The sequence below is a fragment of the Paenibacillus sp. FSL K6-3182 genome, assembly GCF_037976325.1.
In the GTDB taxonomy this organism is placed as follows: domain Bacteria; phylum Bacillota; class Bacilli; order Paenibacillales; family Paenibacillaceae; genus Pristimantibacillus.
The window spans coordinates 500,819-518,514 of sequence record NZ_CP150265.1 but is presented as its reverse complement, the minus strand read 5'-3'; the positions used below and the strand labels follow the sequence as shown (position 1 = coordinate 518,514).

The 17,696-nt window shown below is 46.5% G+C and carries 17 protein-coding genes; 10 read left to right on the top strand and 7 right to left on the bottom strand.

Annotation, left to right across the window (positions count from 1 at the left end; translation table 11 throughout):
• Window positions 1-37 precede the first annotated feature (37 nt).
• Window positions 38-274 carry a hypothetical protein gene (locus tag MHH56_RS02340; RefSeq protein ID WP_339206346.1) on the bottom strand — a complete coding sequence of 79 codons (237 nt, stop codon included), beginning with the start codon at window positions 272-274 and terminating at the stop codon, window positions 38-40.
• 204 nt (window positions 275-478) lie between these two features.
• On the opposite strand from MHH56_RS02340, the gene MHH56_RS02335 reads away from it, so the two are divergent.
• From MHH56_RS02335 to MHH56_RS02315, 5 genes are all read left to right on the top strand, one after another.
• On the top strand, window positions 479-928 hold the full coding sequence (locus MHH56_RS02335) for a MarR family transcriptional regulator (protein ID WP_339206344.1): 450 nt from the start codon (window positions 479-481) through the stop codon (window positions 926-928).
• 53 nt (window positions 929-981) lie between these two features.
• The gene (locus tag MHH56_RS02330; protein ID WP_339206343.1) at window positions 982-1,959 is read left to right on the top strand and encodes an aldo/keto reductase; all 978 of its coding nucleotides are present in this window, start codon (window positions 982-984) and stop codon (window positions 1,957-1,959) included.
• 86 nt (window positions 1,960-2,045) lie between these two features.
• On the top strand, window positions 2,046-2,537 hold the full coding sequence (locus tag MHH56_RS02325; protein WP_339206341.1) for a hypothetical protein: 492 nt from the start codon (window positions 2,046-2,048) through the stop codon (window positions 2,535-2,537).
• A gap of 178 nt (window positions 2,538-2,715) precedes the next feature.
• On the top strand, window positions 2,716-3,192 hold the full coding sequence (locus MHH56_RS02320; RefSeq protein WP_339206340.1) for a glutathione peroxidase: 477 nt from the start codon (window positions 2,716-2,718) through the stop codon (window positions 3,190-3,192).
• A gap of 248 nt (window positions 3,193-3,440) precedes the next feature.
• Window positions 3,441-3,938 carry a MerR family transcriptional regulator gene (locus MHH56_RS02315; protein ID WP_339206339.1) on the top strand — a complete coding sequence of 166 codons (498 nt, stop codon included), beginning with the start codon at window positions 3,441-3,443 and terminating at the stop codon, window positions 3,936-3,938.
• A gap of 104 nt (window positions 3,939-4,042) precedes the next feature.
• Here MHH56_RS02315 and hisS read toward each other — a convergent pair whose 3' ends face one another.
• Window positions 4,043-5,332, bottom strand: a complete 1,290-nt coding sequence (gene hisS, locus MHH56_RS02310) for a histidine--tRNA ligase (RefSeq protein WP_339209471.1) — start codon at window positions 5,330-5,332, stop codon at window positions 4,043-4,045.
• A gap of 401 nt (window positions 5,333-5,733) precedes the next feature.
• On the opposite strand from hisS, the gene MHH56_RS02305 reads away from it, so the two are divergent.
• The 4 genes from MHH56_RS02305 to MHH56_RS02290 all read left to right on the top strand — a co-directional run bounded on the left by MHH56_RS02305 (window position 5,734) and on the right by MHH56_RS02290 (window position 9,761).
• Window positions 5,734-6,435, top strand: coding sequence for a peptidylprolyl isomerase (locus MHH56_RS02305; protein ID WP_339206338.1), 702 nt, complete (start codon window positions 5,734-5,736; stop codon window positions 6,433-6,435).
• Window positions 6,436-6,542: 107 nt separating this feature from the next.
• Window positions 6,543-7,184 (top strand): family 43 glycosylhydrolase, encoded by a 642-nt coding sequence (locus tag MHH56_RS02300; RefSeq protein ID WP_339206336.1) that lies wholly within the window; start codon window positions 6,543-6,545, stop codon window positions 7,182-7,184.
• A gap of 105 nt (window positions 7,185-7,289) precedes the next feature.
• Window positions 7,290-7,871, top strand: coding sequence for a TetR/AcrR family transcriptional regulator (locus tag MHH56_RS02295; RefSeq protein ID WP_339206334.1), 582 nt, complete (start codon window positions 7,290-7,292; stop codon window positions 7,869-7,871).
• A 60-nt stretch (window positions 7,872-7,931) separates the two neighbouring features.
• Window positions 7,932-9,761, top strand: a complete 1,830-nt coding sequence (locus MHH56_RS02290) for an alpha/beta fold hydrolase (protein ID WP_339206333.1) — start codon at window positions 7,932-7,934, stop codon at window positions 9,759-9,761.
• Between the two features lie 85 nt (window positions 9,762-9,846).
• Here the strand turns inward: MHH56_RS02290 and MHH56_RS02285 are convergent, their stop codons facing one another.
• Complete coding sequence (locus MHH56_RS02285) at window positions 9,847-12,084, bottom strand: asparaginase domain-containing protein (RefSeq protein ID WP_339206332.1); 2,238 nt, start codon at window positions 12,082-12,084, stop codon at window positions 9,847-9,849.
• A 20-nt stretch (window positions 12,085-12,104) separates the two neighbouring features.
• On the bottom strand, window positions 12,105-13,481 hold the full coding sequence (locus tag MHH56_RS02280; protein WP_339206331.1) for an asparaginase: 1,377 nt from the start codon (window positions 13,479-13,481) through the stop codon (window positions 12,105-12,107).
• Between the two features lie 544 nt (window positions 13,482-14,025).
• On the opposite strand from MHH56_RS02280, the gene MHH56_RS02275 reads away from it, so the two are divergent.
• Window positions 14,026-14,223, top strand: a complete 198-nt coding sequence (locus MHH56_RS02275; protein ID WP_076268509.1) for a sporulation protein Cse60 — start codon at window positions 14,026-14,028, stop codon at window positions 14,221-14,223.
• A 421-nt stretch (window positions 14,224-14,644) separates the two neighbouring features.
• On the opposite strand, the gene MHH56_RS02270 is transcribed toward MHH56_RS02275, so the two are convergent.
• Genes MHH56_RS02270 through MHH56_RS02260 form a run of 3 tightly spaced genes read right to left on the bottom strand, consistent with a single transcriptional unit; the run spans window position 14,645 to window position 17,657 of the window.
• Window positions 14,645-16,000 carry an LLM class flavin-dependent oxidoreductase gene (locus MHH56_RS02270; protein WP_339206330.1) on the bottom strand — a complete coding sequence of 452 codons (1,356 nt, stop codon included), beginning with the start codon at window positions 15,998-16,000 and terminating at the stop codon, window positions 14,645-14,647.
• A gap of 35 nt (window positions 16,001-16,035) precedes the next feature.
• A complete protein-coding gene (locus MHH56_RS02265) occupies window positions 16,036-16,830 on the bottom strand; it encodes an ABC transporter permease (protein ID WP_339209469.1) in 795 nt (264 codons plus the stop codon).
• Between the two features lie 26 nt (window positions 16,831-16,856).
• Complete coding sequence (locus MHH56_RS02260) at window positions 16,857-17,657, bottom strand: ABC transporter permease (RefSeq protein ID WP_339209466.1); 801 nt, start codon at window positions 17,655-17,657, stop codon at window positions 16,857-16,859.
• Window positions 17,658-17,696 lie beyond the last annotated feature (39 nt).

Below are 17,696 nucleotides of genomic sequence, written 5' to 3'. Positions count from 1 at the left end.
CTTTAACGCCCAGCTTCCCACTACAATAATATGCGGTTTAGCTCCAGCCCCAGAAGAAACCGTCTCTCTCCCAAGCGGCCTTTCCCTTATGGAGCTTACGGAACACTTTTTTCACTTCTTTGTCGATTGAAGCGTTGCCGTGCTCATTCACATATATAAACGATTCGCCAAAATGGCTTTTTATATGCTCAACTGCGGCGCTTTGATGCAAAATCCCTTTTTCCTTCAATTCGTTCAGCATCCATTCTGCAACCTCATTAGCAGTATAAGACATCGCTATCACTCCTTCATTAAATAAACGCTGTAACTATAGCACACTTCGTCCTCCCACTACAATATAAGGAGCAGCTGTGCGCATTGACAGTGTATTGTCCATTCCTCTATATTATATTTATCACAATTTAATTTTGTTAAACTTAGAACTTTAGCTCATTGCCTTTTAAACAAACAAATTCACCTTCCCACGGAGGACAACAACATGGACAGCAACGAAATTTTAAAACTGGACAATCAAATATGCTTCGCTTTTTATGCCTGCTCTCGCGAGATTACTAAGCTTTATCGCCCAATGCTCGAGAAGATCGACCTTACCTACACGCAATACGTTACAATGCTCGCCCTATGGGAGCAGGACCATGTCACGGTAACCGCGCTTGGCAATAAGCTTTATCTGGACTCAGGCACGTTGACCCCGCTTCTTAAGAAGCTGGAAGCTGCAGGACATATTACGCGTACGCGTGACCGCAACGATGAACGCAGCGTACTCGTGGAACTCACAGCGCAAGGCCGAGCATTAAAGGAACAAGCCGTCGATATTCCTCATCAGCTCGCATGCAAGCTTGACGGCACACCTGAAGAAGGTGCTGCATTGCTGGAACAAATGCATCAGTTCCTAGACCGAATACAGCAAGGATCAGCTAGAGCATAACGGAAAAAGACAGCTGCCCATTACTTATTCTGAAGTTCTGAAGGGAGCAAGCCATGACATCATCTACGGTTAGGCCATTTGGCCAAACGAGTTTGCAGTTATCTCCGCTTGGCCTTGGCTGCTGGCAATTCAGCAATGGCAAAGGGATCGTCGGAAAGTTTTGGCCCGCTCTGAGTGGCGAAATCATTAATGATATCGTAAAAACAAGCTACGAAGGCGGCATTAACTGGTTTGACACCGCTGAAATTTACGGAAACGGCCAATCCGAGCAACTGCTCGCCAGCGCTTTGCGTGAAGCCCTGCCAGCAGAAGATAAGGTCTATATTGCGACCAAGTGGTGGCCGGCAATGCGTACCGCCAGCAACATTGACCGTACAATTGATGTAAGAATTAAACTGCTTGAGGGGCGTACAATCGACCTCTATCAGGTGCATCAGCCCTTCTCCTTCTCTTCAGTGAGTAGTGAGATGAAGGAAATGGCGAAGCTGGCCGCTGCCGGAAAAATCAAAAATATAGGTGTAAGCAATTTCTCCGCTAAACAAATGCGCGAGGCCGATCGCGTTCTGCGAGAGCATGGCTTGCAGCTCGCCTCCAACCAAGTAAAATACAGCCTGCTTGACCGCCGCATCGAGAAAAATGGTATTCTCGAGACGGCGCAAGAACTCGGATGTGCAATCATTGCTTATTCTCCGCTTGAACAGGGTATATTAAGCGGGAAGTTTCATCATGATCCTTCTCTGATCAAAGCCATTAGCGGCCCGCGCAAATGGAGCTCCGCTTTTCAAACAAACGGCCTAAAACGCTCTAAGCCGCTTATTGAATCGCTTGAGCAGGTAGCTGCTCGTTATGAGGCTACCGCAACACAAATCGCATTAAATTGGCTCATCCATGCTCATGGAGATACTGTATTCGCAATTCCCAGAGCATCAAAAATTCACCACGCCGAGCAAAACGTGAAAGCTATGCGTTTTAAGCTGACAATAGATGAAATTAACGAAATTAGTGAAGCTTCAGCACTTGCAGCTCGCTAATCCAGCCTCTCGATTCAAAGCAAGGAATGCAGGGTATAAGTAGATGTAACCTCATTCTAGCTTAGATACGAGAGGAGAACTCCCCTATGACGACAGCCATTGGAGTATTTGACAAAGAAGAAGGTGTCTTGGAAGCGATCAAACGTTTTCAAGCAGCGAGAACAAATAGACATAATCTTAGAATCGTTCTGAAGAACAAGGAATCGGCTCCGCTTCTTGTTTCCGATTCAAGCATCCCTATTGAGGAAGTTTATGAAATTCGAGAAGCGCAAGAGGTGAACCAAGCCGGAACAATTACTCCGCTTAGTGCCGCACCATTTGCAGCAGGTTCAGGTTATACCGTCGGAAGCACTGGCCTAAACGGCGGCCCTACCGGCATAGCCGCAGGCGCCGTGAAGCTTGATAATGAGCCTGATACTAAAGACGTGCTCCATGATATTGGCATAGAAGACAAATTCATCGAACCGTGCAAAGAAGCTATCGATCAAGGCTACTACTTGCTAGTGGCTGACACTGATAACGAAGCCGCAGCAGGAGCCTCGCTACTTCAGTCGGGTGCATATAAAGTTCTTTATTAAAAGCAAGCCAGAGGCTGTCCCTAGCAAATAGGGGCGGCCTCTTATTCATTTACAGACCAATAAAAACAGCCTCTGGCCACAAGCTAACTCACCTCTATTTATTTCATTTGACACCTCTATATAGATTGAGTACAATTAAATTATAAAAAATATAAAACGGTTGATGGAGGTTGTTCCTATGTCCTTATACAATATTGAAGTAAAGACCATTAGAGGCGAAAATCAGACTTTAGCCCCTTATAAAGGCAAGGTCATGCTCATCGTGAATACAGCTACCAAATGCGGCTTCGCCCCGCAATTCAAAGGTCTTCAAAAACTTCATGACACCTACAATAAACAAGGCTTTTCTGTACTAGGCTTCCCCTCATCGCAATTCGCCAATCAAGAGCTTAGCGACGACAGCAAGGTTGCAGAAGCGTGCGAAATCAATTTCGGAGTATCGTTCCCTTTATTCTCCAAAGTGGATGTAAACGGCAGCACTGCGCACCCTTTATTCCAGCACCTGACGAATGAAGCACGCGGCTTCCTCGGCACAAGGTCGATCAAATGGAATTTCACCAAATTTCTTGTCGACCAGAACGGCAAGGTATTAAAGCGCTTCGGATCAAAGGATACGCCTGAGAAAATCGAACGATATGTACAGAAGCTGCTGTAAAGTTCTGTTTAGGTCTTAACCGCTTCAGTTAATATATCCCGCAAATAAAGAAGCCTTCTTCCCCACTCAGAGCGTGGATAAGAAAGCTTCTTTTTTAATTGCCGCAATATTCGCGTTACTGCTGCGAGCATGAAAAAACAATCGGATGATCACTTCTTTTAGCGATTAACCACTACCTTTGTCATCCGTGCAGGAGAGCATGTTTTCGGCACGAATAACTCTAGTAATTAATAAGCGAGGTGATGACAATGGCGTTGTTAAAAACCAAAGAAGCCGCTCAGCTTCTTGCTGTCAGTGAAACAACAGTCAGACGTTGGATATCCCAGTTCCCCTCTTCTTTCGGCAAGGATACGCTCGGTCACTATACCTTTGATGAGACGGCTCTTCACAACCTGCAGCTGATTAAGCAAGAATTGGAGGAAGGGGTCAGCCTGCAAGACATTAATCTTTCTCCCGTTCCGCAAGATCTGCAGGCATCCGCACCTGTATACGAGGATCACGAGGAACTGCTCCATCGACTGAGCCGTTTGGAAGCTTCCCTATCCCAGAAAGCGGATGAAGTCGTCACTTACCAGCTGCTGAGCCACCGGCAGGAGCTCGATGAGCTTAGGCTCGTTCTGACTCAGCTAACCGCAAGCATGGACGCACTGCAATACCCCGAGCAGCATATCGCCGCCGCATCGCTCCCAGCAAAGGATCGCACCAAACGACGCAAGCTGATCAGCATCCTATTCCCTTTCCTATAACGACTAATCCTCTAGCTCTCGTAATGTCTCATGACGGGCAGCCAAGTTAAAGAAGACGAGTACAACTTGGCTGCTCCAATATAAAATTTTTATCTTATTGATCCTTATCCACTTACCTTTTCTAAAATATAAATAGCTTCGTCGACACTCATTTCCCTTTCGACCCGCTCCTCCATATCCTTCAAGCGCACTAAGCCCGCCTTCCATTCCGCCTCTCCCACCAGAAGAGCGTAACGTATGCCGCTGTTCGCTACCGATGCAAGTATATTTTTCAGCTTTCGTCCGCTAGAATCGAGCTTCACTCGAATGCCGCTCGCACGCAAATCCGCTGCGGTTTGCAGCAGTTCTGCCGCCGTTACGCTTACGGGAATGAGCACTACGTTAACCGACGCCTTCGCTGCAGCTGCGTAACGTTCTTCAAGCAAAGCCATAATTGATTCCATTCCAAACGACAAGCCGACCGCTGCGTACTCAGCATCATCCCTGCCTATAAGCTGTCCAATAATGGCATCATACCGACCGCCGCCGCCAAGGCTCGATGCGAAGCCGTTCGAAGCATCAAATATTTCATAAACCGTACCTGTGTAGAAAGATAACCCGCGTGAGAGAAAAGGGTCAAACACACAAACAGACTCTAATCCAAGCTTGCGCAAAATATCACGAACCTCGATTACTTCCTGCGCCCCAGCACTATATTGCAGGTCATATTTATCTATCAACGTCTCTAGTGTAGGCTCCTCCAGCTCAATCAACTCTAAAATCGCAGCAATGACCCCGCCAGCCAAACCCTTCTCAGCAAGCTCCGCCTTCACACTGTCTATTCCGATTTTTGCGAGCTTATCCAAAGTCAGCATAACCGACAACGAATCAGCCCCCTTGACGCCAATTGCTGCAAGCATTTCGCCAAGAAACCGCCTATTATTCCATTTTAATTGGATATCCAGCTCCAGGGTGCGAAACACATCGACAGCCAGCTGCATCAATTCCACCTCAGCTTCCGGCCCCTTCACCCCAACAACATCCACATCACATTGCAAAAATTCTCGCAGCCGCCCGCGTTTAACGGGACCGTCACGGAACACCTTCCCCATTTCATATCGCTTGAAAGGCAATTCAATACTCGGATTTAATGCCATCACCTTGGCAAAAGGGATCGTCAAATCATAGCGCAAGCCTAATCGTCGTTTTCGCTGATCTGTAAGCTGGTACATTTCCTTAACAATCTCATCGCCGCCTGCATATTTGGATGTCAAGAAAGCAAGATCAGTCAGCTCGGTAGACACCATCTCATCAAAGTCATATAGCTCAAACTTTTCCCGCAGAGTCTCCTGAATCTTTCTTCTAAGCGCTTGCTCCCTGCCGTAATAATCATAGGTTCCCTTTACATTTTGCATCACGATCATTCCTCTCACTGCATTATTGGAATAAAAAAAACGCGCAGGACCTCTTGGTCCTGCGCGCATCGTATGCTGCAGGGAGGCCAACGCGAGAAGCGCTAGCCCACCCTGAATGTTGATCAGGGGTGCTAACGCTTGGTGAAATGATGAAGCTGATTCAATTGGAATGTGTACATAAGACCCAATCCCTTCGACTGAATTAATGTGATTATAGCGAATCAGCGCTTGTCGCGCAAGACCTTAACTTATTAGAGACATTCAATACAATGATAAAGCGATGAATTCGCATTTAAATCACGCAATATGATATTATACAAGTTGGATATAAAAGGTGAATGCTGCGCAAACCTGATCGTCTCAAGGTCATTTGCATTCGCAAATTTAAGGAGGATATTGAAATGCTGTTTAAGAACAAACGTCTTGGGATCATGCTTCTTCTTGCACTGACCCTGCTCATTGTAGCATCAGGCTGCGGCGCAAACGGGAGTAATGAGAAAACAGGATCAGGCAGTGGCAACACAAGCACAACTCCCCCTACTGAAGCACCTGCTGAGGAAGGTCCTGAGCTTCTCGGCTCGGACAAGCATCCTGTTGTAACGATTGAACTTAGCAATGACAAAATCATTAAGCTTGAGCTTTACCCAGAGGTTGCACCTAATACCGTAAACAACTTTATTTCTCTTATTAATAAAGGCTTCTATGATGGCGTTATTTTCCACCGCGTAATTCCAGGGTTTATGATTCAAGGCGGAGATCCAGAAGGTACTGGCACCGGTGGCCCTGGATACAGCATTCCAGGCGAATTTAACAGCAATGGTTTCGAGAACAAGCTGAAGCATAGTCGCGGTGTTATCTCCATGGCTCGTACGAATGATCCAGATTCTGGGGGCTCGCAATTTTTCATCATGCATGCTGATTACCCATCTCTCGATAATGAATACGCAGCTTTCGGAAAAGTAACCGAAGGCATCGAGGCGGTCGATGAGGTTGCCAATCAGAAGGTCGGCCCAGGCGATAAGCCGGAAACGCCAATTTCGATGAAAAAAGTAACTGTAGATACGCTTGGCATGACGTTCGAAGAACCAGTTAAGACGAAATAAGAGAAGGGCTGAGCCCTTCTCTTTTTTTATTGCCTAGGATATAATACATTCATTAATCAATTAATATTTACAGTAATGACCCAATGTTAACCTAGGAGGATTTCTGCTTGAGAAAACAAACCATCATTTTGTTAACGGTATGCATAATGACATTTATGAGCGCTTGCAGCAGAAATAACGCCGGAAATACAGTTCCACCAGCGGAGAGCAATCAGCCATCCTCAGCTAATGGCGCATCAAACCAGCTAAAAACGGAAGCGGTTACAGCGGAGGAGCCTCTATTCACTAACACCTCCGTTCATGATCCGTCGATTTTCAAAGTTCGTGATACCTTCTATATTTTCGGCTCGCATCTCGCTGCGGCGAAGTCGAAGGATCTCATGGCCTGGGAGCAGCTGAACTCCAGTGTCTATGAAGAGAATCCCATCATACCGGATGTACTGACAGAGATGAGCGAGGAGCTAGCTCGGGCCGAGACTGATACGTTCTGGGCAGGCGATGTCATCCAATTGCCGGACGGCAAATTTTATATGTATTACAGCATGTGCAAAGGAGACTCTCCTCGGTCGGTGCTTGGTTATGCGGTTGCCGATCAAGTTGAAGGGCCTTATAAAAATAAGGGCATGATTCTCAAATCGGGCATGTGGAATGATTTGAGCGAGGATGGAACGTTGTACGACGCGGCAGTGCATCCAAACGTAGTCGATCCAAATTTGTTTTATGATAAAGATGGCATTCTGTGGAGTTAATCTTTATTTGGATCTTTATGTGCTAAGCAACTTGTCAGATGATAAGCTCGTCTCGCAAATTTGCTTAATTGACAATCCCATAATTAGTACTGTATAGTACTAATTATGAAAACGACCTCCAAAACATCTAATCGCGAAATTGCGCTACAGACAGCGTCCAACTTGTTTTTGAGCAAAGGTTATCTCGTCACAAGCATGGATGATATTGTTGCAGCGAGCAAAGTATCCAAAACTAATATTTATTACTATTTCAAGAGTAAAGAGGAGATATTGTCCACGATCATTGAGCGGATGACTGATCAATATGAAGCACTTATAGCTCATATTGCCAATCAAACCGAGCTGCCTGTTATGGAAAGGCTGACGAAACTTATGCAGACGCTCACTCTGCAGGATATCGACTGCCTCGGAGGGTGTCCTTTTTTAACGCTATACACGCAAACACCAATGGAGGCAACTGCCATTCGGGAACAGATAAGCGCATTTTTCAAAAAACAATTAACGATCCTCGAGCAGCTTATTACAGAGGGCATTGCTAGAAATGAAATGAACAGCAAACTGCCCCCTCAACCAATGGCCTCCTTAATTTTGTCCACGATCGAGGGCGGATTGTTCCTGCAGCATGCTCAGCAAGACCCAACCATACTACAGCAATCGCTTCATGCTTTAGCTTCTATGCTAAAGTAATTTTTTTAAAAACTTTAGTACTGATTAGTACTATAAATGATTTCAGAGGAGTGTTTACTAATGGCACATGTATTCATGACGGGCGGAACAGGTTTTGTCGGCTCCCAAATTATTAAACGGCTAGCTGCCGACGGTCATCGCATTACTGCTTTAGCGCGTTCACATAGCCGAATAGCGGAACTTATTGAGCAAACAAACCACGAGGAGTCCGGTCTCCTATCAGCCGTAATCGGAGATTTGACAAAGCAAGGACTGGGCTTATCTTCAAGCGATCGCCTTGCGATACAAAACGTGGATGTCATTATACACGCTGGCGGACCAATGGATATTCTTTTAACTGAACAACAAGCAAAGAGGGTTTTCCTTGATGCAGCTAACCATTTAACTTCACTTGCTGCTGAGCTTTACGAGAATGGAAATCCCCTGCATTTCATTCATGTCGTTGGTTTCAAAAGTCCTGTGACCGATTCGAACTTAAACGATGCAACAGCCATTATGCAGCTTTTGGAGCACGAAGCTCCTTATGAGCGAATGAAAATAAACGCAGACGTTCATATCCGCCAGCATGCTAAACAAACTGGCTATCCTCTTTCCGTCGTTAACCCAAGCGTAGTCATCGGTGATTCTACTACCGGCAACACGGAGCAAACCGGAGGGTTAGGCATTTTGATAGCAGCGGCGAGAAAAAAACTTATGGGCACTGTTCCAGGAGGCAAAAAACACTGGCTCCCGCTCGTCCATCTCGATCATACGGCAGCTTTCATTGCTGCCCTTGCGAACGAGCAACAACCTCTAAGCAACACCTATTATTTACTTGAAGAACAAGCAGCAAGCCTTAACATGAGCCAGCTAATAACACTCATAAATAAGGAACTTAGAGTCCCGTCTCCAATCGGTTTTATCCCTGTATCCCTTTTGAGCAAGATTTTAAGCTCCCGTATGGGAAGCAAACTAGGCATTCCCCAAGAATCGCTCAGCTTTATTGTCAATCAAGCATTCCCTCTACAATCTACACAGCATATTCAGCAAAAATATTCGCTTCCTGCCACTGTAGATTTATCGGTTCTCCCGCATGTGATTGCCGATTTGGATTATCGTTTATCCCATAGGCCGACAAGTCATCCTAATTTCGTACGCAGCAAACGCGGTCCACTTGCCACGCTAGAAAAAACTGGAAGCGGCAACCCGATTATTTTGCTGCCCGGTACCTTCAGCGGTGCAGACTGTCTTATACCGCTAGCTTCAGAACTGCGGCATCGTCAGATATGGATTGCTGATTTACCAGGCTTCGGGCGATCACCCTATCACCATCATCCGGTAAACGTAGTAAATGGGCATGTCGAGGCTATTATGTCCGCTATTACATCACAACCGGAAACCGTTACTTTAATCGGTCATTCCTATGGAGCATTGCTCGCAGCCAAGGTCATGGAGCGTATGCCAGAGCGTATCCAAGCCGTGCATTTATTGCAGCCAGCGCTCCACCATGCGAACAGCAGATATAGGAGTAGAATCGTCAATCGTATGCTTTTGCCCCATATATCCTTAGCAACCTTGCGCAAGGAGCTTGTATTGCAGGGATGCTTCGAGAGGATCGGTCAAATCCCTAAGGACTATTTGGAATATGTTTTGAACGAGCTCAGCTCCCCGCGCGTTAGAGCCACTCTGGCTGACACACTCGCCCAGTTAACGAAGGATGAGCATTTCCGACAACAACCCGAACAATGGGGTGAGAAACGGGTCAGTATCATTTGGGGCTCACAGGACCGTGTGTATACGATACCGAAAACTTACAGCGCAGTTCCCACTCAGCTTCTAGCACGCGGTCACCACTTCCCCCTTTCTCATCCATCTGAAACAGCGCGCCTATTATTTCAAGCGGGGCTCTAGTTTAAAGTTGCATGGTATGAAAAAAAGGCGGCTCTTAAAGGTCCTATTCGACCTTTAAAAAACGCCCTTTTTTCCGTCCAAACCACTACTTGCTCTTAAGCATATTCATAATAACCGTAATCGCGTCTGCCCGCGTTGCCGTAGCTTTTGGCGCAAAGATATTGCCCGTACGCCCCTGAATGATGCCTTTATCACTAACTGCTCTAACCGCACCCTTCGCCCATGCCGGGATATCCTTGTTATCAGCAAAGCTGGTTGTCGCATTCGGATCTAACGTTAATCCAGCACCGCTTGCAATCATTGATACCATTTCCATACGCAAAATGTTTGCGCCCGGACGGAAGGTTCCATCTGGATAGCCGCTAATAATGTCCGCTTTGACCGCTTGTGCAACAGCTTCCTTTGCCCAAGCTGCAATTTTGTCATTATCAGCAAAGGCAAGCACCGAGCCTGCACCATCCGCTTTCAACGCACCCATCAGCATAACGGAAAATTCCGCACGTGTTACGGTTTTATTCGGTTTAAAAGTACCGTCTTCATATCCCTTCACAATACCGGATGCGACCGCCTCTTTAATAGCAGCCTCTGCCCAGTGCCTTGATATATCTGTAAAAGAAGGCACTTCTTCAACTTTCTTGTCTACAGCGAATACAGCAAACTTAGTAAAATGATCAGATTGTACAGTAATAAAGTTATCCTTTACCGTACCACCCATCTCTACCCATTGCTTCTTCACCTCATCGTAATAGAATACGGACGCCGTCTGACCACTCTTGATCAAAGAGGCATCAAGCTTAAAGGTCAGCGTGACTGGAACAAAGAAATCAGCTGATATCGACTTGAGTATTTCAAAAATAGAAGACACTCGCTTGCTCGATGGCTCAACAATGCCGCCCGTTTCAGTCAGTTTCTCAATAGAAAGCAGCATTTGCTCCTTCGTCGCACCTGCTGGAATAGATACAGTAACGCTATCATCCAAGCCAAGCGTACCTGCGCTGCCTGCACCAATCGAAACCTGTCCTTTATTTGATACATTCCCACCCGATCCACCCGTACCGCCTTCTACTGGAGGAGTTGGAGTTGGAGTTGGAGTCGGTGTAGGTGTGGGAGTTACAGGCGTTTCAGGCACATCAATCTTAATATCTTGTGTCCCTACTGTTTCAAACAAGTTCTTCACTGTAGCAAAATCATTCGAGAATGCCAGCGAAAGCATAAGCATGATGCGTGCATGCTGCGGGTTTAAATTATCTCCAGCAATAATGCCGTTTCCGCCGCCAGTGATCGTTCCAGAACCCGTTCTAGTCGTCGATACGAATGTAACGCCATGATCCTTAATTGCTGCGGACCGCGCCGCACTCATCTTCGACGAAATACCAGCCGCCCCAGTGCCGGCTGTTACAATCCCTTTGGCTCCATCAGCTACTAAAGCACGAATGGCACCGCCGCCGGCTTCTTGGTAGCTATAAACGATTTCAACGATAGGCAAATTGTCCTTCGAAATATTTTTCAATGCAAACGGCGTTTTCCAATCCGCTTGTCCAGCTTTGAGCGCCCTAGCATTCAGACGATACATACGTACCGCTGCATCATCAACGTAACCAAGCACGCCGAACATCGGTGTCTCAAACGTATCCGTCCGGTGCGAATTGCTCTTTGTTACTTCGCGTGCCGCATGAATGACATCGTTAAGCATAACGACCGTGCCGAACCACTTTGTTTTGCCGCTCCCCGCCACCTTAATTGCTTGATACAGGTTGGCTGGAGCATCCGTTCCAATGACATCCCAAGGCCGCATTGAACCCGTAACAACTACCGGCTTCTCGCTTTGAACAGTTAGATCGAGAAAATAAGCAATTTCCTCCATCGTGTCCGTACCTGTCGTAACAACTGCACTATCATAAATTTCAAGCGCAGCATCCACCGCAAGGGAGAGATCATACAGGTCCTTCATACTGTAGCCGCTCGAGCCCTTGTTGCCGAATTGATAAGTAGAGACATCCGCTATTTTATTTTTCCCAGGCAGCTGAGCTACCATATCCGCCATTTTATACGTTCCTGCAGCATAGCTTTGGAAATTAGTAGGATCATTATTACTCGCTTTACCAGCAATCGTCCCGCCAGTCGCCACTACAATGACATTTGGCAATGGAGAAGCTTTATGCTCCTCGGACAATGCCGGAATATCAAAGGTAGGCAGCTGAGGTGCTGCAGTCTCGGCACGAACTGAGCTGGCATAACCAGTCAGTATCGTACTGAGGAGAGCCATAATGAGGAGGGGAATGAAAACTTTCTTTGCTGTAGATGATTCACTTCTTATGGTCATAACCGTACTCCTCCCCCTAATTATGGCGTCACTGGTGCTGTTTCAGGCGTTGTTTCTGTTGCAGTGGGCTGAACTGGCACTTCTGAAGCAGCAGGAACTTCTGCTTCCGGTGTAGGAACAACTACGACCGGTTCCGTCACAACAGGCTCTTCGATTGGTTCTTCAACTGTCGTGCTTAGTACCGTATTTTCATCAACTGAAATTTCTACATCCTGTGTGCCAAAAGTCGTGAACCAGTTTCTAATCTTGTTTACATCGTTTGTAAATGCTAGGGACAGCAACAACATCATACGAGCATGCGCCGCGTTCAAGTTGTCTCCGCCAATAACACTTCCGCTGCCGCTATCATAGATAGAGCCTGAGCCTGTTCTTGTTGTCGATACAAATACGACACCTTTATCCTTAATGGCCGCGGAACGCGCAGCACTTAGCTTCGACGAAATACCGCCAGCGCCTGTTCCTGCGGTTACAATTCCCTTCGCGCCATCTTCCACCAAGCCGCGAATAGCGCCGCCGCCTGCTTCTTGATAGCTGTATACGATTTCTACTATCGGAAGACTATCTTTGGAGATGGTTTTCAAATCGAATGGTGAAGCCCATGCTGGTGTGCCTGCTTTTGCCGCTCTAGCAGGAGCACGGTAAATACGAACAGCCGGGTCATCCACATAACCTAGTGCACCAAACATCGGAGCATCAAAAGTATCGGTACGGTGTGAATTTGACTTCGTAACTTCACGTGCCGCATAAATGACATCATTCAACATGACCACTGTGCCAAACCATTTTGTTTTACCGCTCCCAGCTAGTTTAATAGCTTGATAGAGATTGGCAGGCGCATCCGTTCCAATAACATCCCATGGACGCATAGAGCCTGTAACAACAACCGGTTTTTCACTGCGAACGGTTAGATCGAGGAAATACGCGATTTCTTCCATCGTATCCGTACCCGTCGTTACAACTGCACTATCATAAATCTTAAGAGCTTCGTCTACCGCAAGCGATAGATCATAAAGATCTCTAATACTATAGCCACTCGAACCCTTGTTGCCGAATTGATAGGTAGAGACATCAGCTATTTTATTTTTCCCAGGCAGCTGAGCAACCATATCTGCCATTTTATAAGTACCAGCCGCATAGCTCTGGAAGTTAGTAGGATCATTATTGCTTGCCTTACCCGCAATCGTTCCTCCTGTTGCAACAACAATAACATTAGGAAGACTTGAAGCTTGATGTTCAGCTGATAGGGCCGGAATATCAAATGTCGGCAGCTGCGGCGCTTCCTCCGCGCGTACAAAATCCGTTTTTGTCAGTACCCCTACCATCGCTGCAAGCAATGAAAGTACAAGCAGTGGAATTAAAATCTTTTTCGCTATCTCGCTCTTTACAACTTGTGTCATGTTTAACTCCTCCTATGCGATATAATTCTCTCTTTCTTCTACATCAGTCTATTTCATGTTATATAAGTTAACAAATCATTAAAGTGGATAAAAAAGCGTAACCATCGAGCTTTAACTCTATTTTTCACTCATTCATGCTTATATCCTTACTAAATTAAAGAAAACATATGTTAGTTTTATTTACATGAATTAACGAGATTACTAGATTAATGCTCAGTATAAAAAAGGATTCTATAAAACAGTTTCTTACAAAGAGCTATTCGAACAATCCAGCACACGCTGGAGCAAGGTCACGCTGAAGAGCGGCAAGCAGATATTTAAATGGAGGCGTCTGGAAAAAAAGCTAAACAACCAATGCAGCCGAATAGGGGCAGCTTCGTTATTTTAGCGAAGCTGCCCCTATTTTTTTTGTCTAAAATGGATCATTAAATCTCCCTGTTGACACTTATAGTACGCAATGCTATGGTGGACGTCAGAAGGCATTCTGCTATCGACGCGGGGTGCCTATCTGTATATTTATTTGGTAAGGGAGGACACAACGAATATGATTCAAGTAAAAGAATTTATTGATACGGATTCTGTTTTTGCTGAAAAAAGAGCAAATGAGTTTTTGGCAGAACTGAGCGACGATCAAGTCATTAATATTTGCTACGGCTCCATGATCAAAACAGCCACTTCAGGCAACACTTATCAGCGCAGCACTATACTTGTCGTTTATAAGCAAAGCAAAGAGAAGGAATAAAGAAAGCGGGTGATCCCATCATTAAGCCTCGTCAAGATAATCTAGAACATCATGAGACGCAGGGGAATGAGGACAAGGACATTCGAAACACAAAAAGAGATAAGTGGGAAATATTTTTCCGTATCCTTTCCTCCACGGCAGCATTTGGTTTGGTAGCTATCGCTATCGGCTATGTCACCTATTCATTTTTCATAAAATAGAGGCTGCTGTCTTGGAACCGTTATCACTTATTTTTAAGGTGGAGGTTTGCCATGAAATATTTTACTTATAATCGATGGTGTTTATTAAAGAGCGGAATATTCACAAAACCTTAGTCCCCCCTTCTCTGCAACAACGGCAAAGAAGCAAGCAGCCGTCGCCTAATCATAGCGCCAGCTGCTTGCTTCTTTGCGTTTTTTTCACTATTGCCGCTCAGCTCTTGTTACGCTTGTTCTTGTACCACAGGACGTTTGTTGCGGAAATGCCCTTCGCTTGGGCGTTCAAGTCCAAGATGGTCACGAAGGGTATCTCCCGTGTAATCTTCACGAAACAGTCCACGCTGCTGCAAAATCGGCACGACATAATGAACGAAGTCGTCGAGCCCTCCAGGAAGAACCGGAGCCATGATATTGAAGCCATCGCAGCCATAGTCCTCAAACCACAGCTCGATAAGGTCAGCCAGCTGTACGGGCGTACCAACAAACTGCAAATGTCCCCTCGCTCCAAGCATTCTGCTTCCAAGCTCCCGCATCGACAGCTTATCTTTGCGCGCCATATCCATAATAAGCTGAACACGGCTCTTCATGCCGTTGGATGCTTCAACAGGATCAGGAATATCCGGCAGCTGATCATCAAGCGAATAGCTGCTTAGATCTACGCCGAGGAATCCTGATAAGAAGCCGACAATATGGGCGGCAGGAATGAGCTCCTGCAGCTCTTGATAACGCCGCTTCGCTTCCTCTTCCGTCGCACCAAGAATCGGGGAGAGGCCTGGCATGATTTTTAGACTGCCGCGTTCCCTTCCATAATCTCCAAGCTTGCTGTTCACACTCTCATAAAAGATTTTTGCCGCTTCCAGCGATTGCTGCGCCGTAAATATAACTTCGCCAATGCTGGCCGCAAAGTCTTGACCTGGACCTGATGAGCCTGCCTGAATTAGCACCGGATAACCTTGAGGAGATCTCGGCACATTCAGCGGTCCTTTCGTGGAGTACCATTCTCCGCTGTAATCAACTGGCCTTACTTTAGACTCATCGGCAAACTGACCCGACACCCGGTCAAGCACAAGCGCGCCATCCTCCCAGCTATCCCATAAGCGGGTTGTGGCATCCACAAATTCACGAGCCATCTTATAACGCAGGCCGTGCTCGGGATGTTTGGGCTGCCCGTAATTATGAGCTTCCAGATCAAGCTGCGAGGTTACAATATTCCAGCCTGCCCGCCCGCCGCTAATATGATCAAGCGAAGAAAACTTTCGCGCGACATTAAAAGGGGTGTTGTATGTGGTTGAGACGGTTGCAGTCAGCCCGATCTTCTCCGTAACAGCCGATAATGCGGACAATAGCGTAAGAGGCTCCAGCATGCCTGCTACCGCTTGCCCCACATTAGTGGCATACAGCAGATCCGCGAAGAAGAGCATGTCGAACTTGCCGCGCTCCGCGGTTTGCGCAAGCTTCTGATAAAATTTCACATCAAACATTCCTTCAACACCCGACTCCGGATGACGCCAGCCTGCATGATGATGGCCTGTATAATAAATAAATGCTCCGAGATGGAGCTGCTCCTGCCGTTTCCCCATAATCCGTTAACCGCCTCTCCAAACGATTCATTTTGTCATCCTTTATACGTATCTCGCCAGCGAAGCCATTTGGTTTCCAGCAGCCGAATGGCCGAATCCGACAACTTGCCAAATACAGCGAACAAAATAATGCCTACAAAAACAATTTCCGTTTGCGAGTATGCTCTTGCATCCTGAATCATATAACCGATACCTGCACTCGTCCCCATCATTTCTGCAACAACAAGCAGCAGCCACGAAGCGCCAAGCGATAGCCGTACGCCCAATAAAATATTCGGCAAGGCCGCTGGTATAATAAGCTTTGTTACCTGCTGAAGCTTCGTGTATTGGAAAATACGCGAAACCTCATACAGCTTCACATCCGTATTTCGAATACCAAGAAATGTGTTTACATAAACCGGGAAAAAAGCGCCAAGTCCAATAAGCAGCACCTTTGAAAATTCTCCGATCCCGAACCACAAAATAAACAACGGAATAACGGAAAGCAGCGGCACCGTTCTCAGCATTTGCAGCGAAGGATCAAGCGTCCTCTCCATCACTTTGCCAAGACCCGCAGATAAACCAAGCAGCAGCCCGAGCGCTCCGCCAAGAAGAAACCCAAAACCAGCGCGGTACATGCTAATACCGAGATGCTTCCCCATCTCTCCCGATTCACACAATGACACAAAGCTCTTCACAATATTTGACGGGGCCGGCAGCAGTGTTTCAGACAACAAACCAAGCCCGCTGACCGCCTGCCAGACAATCACAATTAAAGCCGGAACAATCCAGCCATGAAGCGGCTTCGGAATAACGCTTAACCAGTCCCGACCAGCTGCCTTAACGCCCATTTCACGCGAAGCGGTTCGTTCGCTCATTACTTGCTGCCTCCTTTGTAGCTGTCCTGCCAATTTAGCAGCCTCTTCTCAAGCAGCTTAACAAGCGAATCCGTCAGCTTACCGACTGCAGCAAAAATAATAATGCCTACAAATACAACCGAAGTAATCATGAGATAACGCGCATCATTAATCAGAAAACCAATTCCTGAGCTCGAACCCATCATTTCCGCCACAACAAGCCCAAGCCATGCCACGCCGATAGAAAGTCGCACGCCAAGAAAGATATTAGGAAGCGATGCTGGAAGAACAAGCTTCGCAATCATTTGCCAGCGGCTAAACTGCAGCACACGAGCAACGTCAAACAATTTGCCATCTACGGAACGAATACCAAGAAAGGTATTGACGTACAGTGGGAAAAAAGCACCTTTTGCAATCAATAACACTTTAGATGTCTCATCAAAGCCAAACCACAAAATAAACAACGGAGCTACTGCCAAATGGGGCAAAGTACGAAGCATTTGCAAGGAAGGATCAATGAGCCTTTCCGTCTTATAGGAGAACCCTACCCATAATCCCACAACTAAACCTAATCCTCCGCCCAGCAAAAATCCAAGCAGCGCACGACGAGCTGAAATACCGAGATGATAAACCAGCTCACCAGATAAAGTTAAATGAACGAATTCCTCCACAATTAAGCCTGGTGTTGGCAGCAGCGTTGGATTGAGCTTCCCCATCATTCCAGCAATTTGCCAGATGGCCAATAAGCCGACTGGAAGCAGCAAACTGAGCAGCAGATTAACCGTTTGAATAGAGAGACGGCTCCTCTGCCGCCTCTTCATTACTTTGATGGGCTTATGCAATGCGCTTTCTGAGCCAGC